Raw genomic sequence first — 4,158 nt, 5'->3', positions numbered from 1 at the left:
GGGCGTCGAGCAAACGGCCCGCGAGAGCATCGCCCTGATCACGGCCCTGCGTGCGCTGATGCAGGAGACGAAGCAGCGGCTGCGTCCCTACAAATTCTACAGCCAGGATCTGCTCAACAACTTGTTCCGACACCCCTACACCCGCATCGAATTCGTGCAGCAGGAACTGCAGGTGAGCCGGCCCACGGCGGCGGGTTACCTGAACAAATTGGCCGAGGACGGCGTGCTGGTCAAGCAAAAGCACGCCAACTCCAACTACTACGTCAACCAGCCCCTGTTTGAGCTATTAGCCCAACTGGGATAAGCCGCGCTGCTAGGCGAGAGGGAACGCCACGACACCGGGATAGACTTTCCAAATCACCGTTTCGCTGAACGCAAGAGGGATGCCCGCGAGGCGACCTTATTATCTGACGGCAGTAGGCTTGGAGTCGGTGGTTACTTTGCCATTGTGAATGCTTTTGTACACTATAGACAGCGCAACGACGGCCAACCCCGCCACAGCAACGGCGCGGACCTGCCGTTGACGGGCGCTACGCCAAAACCAGGCGGTGCCCCGGACCTGCGGCCAACAGGTGAACACGACAAAGGCCAGGGCGGGCAACCACGCAACCGTCCAGAGCGTCTCCCGGGGCGCCCACCGGTCAGCCTCCCCGAGGTGGTAATGCGTGGCTACCCATGCGGGCACCTCAGACCACTGCACGTACACGTACAGCAGAGGTGCCGCGCTCACAGCCGCAATGAGAACGGTTTGTAGAAGCCGATGGCGATTCATTCTCCTAAGATATACTCCTTACACCAAATAGCTCGTTATTCTATTCGGACCGTTTTCTTGAACGATTAACTGGCTAGTTACGGCCTACGGAATGGTGGAATAGCCGCAGAACTTGTACCCCTGCTTGGTTTTCACAAAAGCGAAGGCTTTTTGCATGCCCTCCCCCTGTCTAGCAGGGTACGGGTCAATGTAAGTCACGAGCACTTCGTCGACATGCGTCGAGGCTGCTTGCGCAGGCAAAATCAAACAAGGGGCCACGTAGCCCGCTTTATTGTGGTCGTTCGCGGCAAACCGCAACTTGGCTGGATTTTGCAGACGCAGCTTTGTTTTGGCATCAAAAATCAAGGGAGCGTCCTTGCGCCAGAAGACCTCAGCGGGGATAAAGCCCAACGGGCCATACAGTTGGTCGTACCACGTATCGGGGTGTTTGTCCTTATACGCTTCGAAGGCTGTTTCTTCGGGCGCCGTATTCGTCACGCAGTCTGTGCACTGAATGCACGCCGCCGAGAGTTGTCGCAAGGCGGGAAGGTTGTTGGCCTGAATGGCTTGGGCGAATTGCTTCCAAGCCTGCTGCAGGTCCGGGTTGAGGGCCGATTCGGAAGAGCGTCGCGTGCCTGACTTCTTGGGATTACCGGGGGCACTGCCCAGTAGCAGCAGGGCGACGGCGGGTAATAAGGCGAGGGAGCGCAGCATCGAATGGAAAGAGGATAGAAGGCAGGTAACGCCCCAAGGCAAAAGCAATTGTTTTAAATGTAACGCTCGTTTACCTTACCACCGTTTCGGTAGACTTCGATTGGTTAAACAAGAATGAAAGCTGGCTAAAAACGCTGCCCTTCCGGCCTTCACTTCAAGCGGCATCATGCCCCAGCAACGCATGTTCCGCTATTCGCCCCTCTGCGGCAGCCCCAGCAAGTACAGTTTCTTGGCCTTGCCGGCAATGAGTCCTTTCTCCCAGTGGTAGTCGTCGGTTTCCAAGCCGGCCAGCAGCTGGTCCAGGTCGTTGAGCGTGTAGGTGCGCGCATTGGACACGGCTCCGTCCCAGGCAAAACAGAGCGGGATGACCGGCAGCAGGTACGTGAACACCAACTGCTTCCAGGTGAGGGGCCGGGCGAAGGGCGTGAGGAAGAACACCATCAGAAATATCAGGGGCAGCGACACCCACCACAGGGCAATGGGCAGGCCGTTGTCGCTTATTTCGTAGATGCAGATGGCCTGCCGGCTGTCGCGGGCATGCTGCAAGATGCGGCGCGCGGTGGCCGGGTCCATGTGGTGGAAGCTGCTCACCATGGTGCGCACCCCAGCTAAGTCGGCCGGCACCTGCCGCGCATCCACCGGCGCCAGCCAATACGTCAGCGCTGGGTCGGGGCCGCCGTTCACTTCGGCCGCCACTTCGCGGTTCGGGTACAGGTCCGTGAACGTCAGCCGTAGCTTTTGGCCGCCGGGCTGGCCCTGTAGGGCCCGAAACACTTCCCGCATGGGGCCGCCCCCGCCCGAACACAGGTCGACGAGGGTGTGCTGGCCCGTCTGCCGCAAGGCCCGGGTCAACAGGGCCGCTAAATCGGCGGGGGTGCCCAGCAGCTGGTGCATGACCACCATCAGCCGGGTGAGGCAGGCGCGCAGCCAGTGGGGAAACCAGGGAAAATCTTCTAGTTCAAACAGCTGTATCCGCTTCATGGTCCTTTGGGCGCTCTTTACCACCTGCCGTCAGACCAGCCACCCCGGCACGTTCAAGGAACGGCCCTACGACCGGAAAGACGGGGCAAGCTACGTTACCGGGCGTTTCTTTCGGCGATTAGCCGTTCCAAGAACTAGCCGAACCTCCCTTAAAGCGCAATCAATGCAGTTGCGGCAATGGCCAACCCTCCTTACAGTGAACGGACTGCTTTGGTAAGTGCCCGCTGGCTAGCTTAAGCGGCCTAAGAAGTAGTCGCTTACTGCTCGCCCCCAGACTCTGGAACTGCTGCCGGGAACACAGGTCGAAAAAAGCTGCGCTCATAGCTCAGGATACAGCGGGTGTCGTCGGCGTAGCGGAACGCCGCCTGACAGGCCGGATCCTGCTGCGAGCGCAGCCGGTAGTCCTCGTAAGCCGCGAGGCTCTCAAACGTAAAAAGGGCTAGGGCCACATTATTGGCCCCTTCGCCAGGCAAAAAGTAGCCGTGATGCTGCCCGCCATACTTCGCTACTAGCGGCAGCCATTGCCGGCCGTACTGTTCAAACTCGGGTAGTTTGGTGGGGTCCAGCATGTAGCGGATGTAAACGGTGATCATCGGGTCCGGTAGAGAGGTGTGGAGGGAAGTTGACCCTGTTATAACGAAAAGACAATTTTATGGCTTATTTACTTGAAGAACCGTTTTCCTAAACTTCTAATGGTTGCCAGTTGCTACCAGCCGAGCTGCGCAAAATAGGCGGTATGGTGCTTTATTTTTTTAGTCCTTCGTACCCCATGCCCATGCCAAAGGAAACGTCGCCGCTAATCTTAAAATCGAGCTTGGCTTGGCGCTCGCCTAGATTACGAATCAGCGCCGCGGCGCCGCGGCCGAAATCTAACTTGGCGCGGCCACCCGGCTCCAAGCGGCCGCGCTCGGTGAGGGTGCCGTCGGCGGCTCGTTCGGCGATGCTCACCGGCACGGGACCCACGTTGTGGGCGGCCACCTTAAAGGCGCCCCGCTGCGAGCCCCCCAGCACGAACTGCTTGCCGGCGTCGATGACGGTTTGGGAGGAGATATCGGCCGGGGCGATAACAGCCAGCAGCGCCGTCAGCAGAACAAGAAAAATATGCATGATTGACAGAGCGGTTAGGAGGTGAATGAATGACCCAAAGGTCCACCTTCGGGCCGCTTTCGGCGCGCCAACTTATGATTTGGGGCGCCCTTAATCATACAATGAGCGGCTTTGTACTAGCGGGAAACGTTCTCGTTAAGTTACCTAATTGAAAATCAAACGCTCCTTTGAATGAACGGATCAATCTCAAGGCCCGGCCCTTTGTAAGAGAAAAGTGATTTCTTTTACAAAAGGTGCTTGGCTTTGCAAAGAAATACCGAGTTTCTTTACACAGCCAACGAGACTTTACCCGTGGCGCTTTTCCCTTTCCTTCATGCCGACTGCCTGGCAACCGTCCTCGCTTCCGCCCACGGTCGAACTGGAAACGCGCGCCGTGCTCAAAAAACTGCCGGCGGCGCACCGGGCCCTGGCCGAACTCAAGGGCCTGGTGGCCGCCATCCCCAACGAGCGCCTGCTGCTCGACACGCTGCCCTTGCAGGAGGCCAAAGACAGCTCGGCCATCGAAAACATCGTCACCACCCACGACGAACTCTTCAACGCCGAACTCCAACTGGGCGACTCGCCCGCGGCCAAGGAGGTGCAGCGCTACGCGGCCGCCCTGCGCC

Annotated in this window: 6 protein-coding genes and 1 pseudogene; 2 read left to right on the top strand and 5 right to left on the bottom strand. The window is 58.7% G+C overall.

The features are described from left to right. Positions 1–304: pseudogene (locus tag HW556_RS18045) on the top strand (Fic family protein); the annotation flags it as partial. Positions 305–403: 99 nt separating this feature from the next. On the opposite strand, the gene HW556_RS19080 reads toward HW556_RS18045, so the two are convergent. The 5 genes from HW556_RS19080 to HW556_RS18020 form a co-directional block, all read right to left on the bottom strand. Beyond that, positions 404–772, bottom strand: a complete 369-nt coding sequence (locus HW556_RS19080; protein WP_394354144.1) for a DUF1648 domain-containing protein — start codon at positions 770–772, stop codon at positions 404–406. An 84-nt stretch (positions 773–856) separates the two neighbouring features. Beyond that, entirely contained in the window at positions 857–1,465 is a 609-nt protein-coding gene (locus HW556_RS18035; RefSeq protein WP_176901513.1) for a hypothetical protein, read from the bottom strand. A gap of 189 nt (positions 1,466–1,654) precedes the next feature. Beyond that, positions 1,655–2,446, bottom strand: coding sequence for a class I SAM-dependent methyltransferase (locus HW556_RS18030; protein ID WP_176901512.1), 792 nt, complete (start codon positions 2,444–2,446; stop codon positions 1,655–1,657). A 257-nt stretch (positions 2,447–2,703) separates the two neighbouring features. Next, complete coding sequence (locus HW556_RS18025) at positions 2,704–3,039, bottom strand: NIPSNAP family protein (protein WP_176901511.1); 336 nt, start codon at positions 3,037–3,039, stop codon at positions 2,704–2,706. A 151-nt stretch (positions 3,040–3,190) separates the two neighbouring features. Further along, positions 3,191–3,553: a hypothetical protein gene (locus tag HW556_RS18020; protein WP_176901510.1), complete on the bottom strand. Its 363-nt coding sequence runs from the start codon at positions 3,551–3,553 to the stop codon at positions 3,191–3,193. A 313-nt stretch (positions 3,554–3,866) separates the two neighbouring features. Here HW556_RS18020 and HW556_RS18015 point away from each other — a divergent pair. Next, on the top strand, positions 3,867–4,158 hold a 292-nt coding region (locus HW556_RS18015; protein WP_317170549.1), incomplete at its 3' end, for a Fic/DOC family N-terminal domain-containing protein.

It is taken from the genome of Hymenobacter terrestris (assembly GCF_013377905.1).
Lineage (GTDB): Bacteria > Bacteroidota > Bacteroidia > Cytophagales > Hymenobacteraceae > Hymenobacter > Hymenobacter terrestris.
This window is presented reverse-complemented; position numbering and strand designations above follow the sequence as displayed.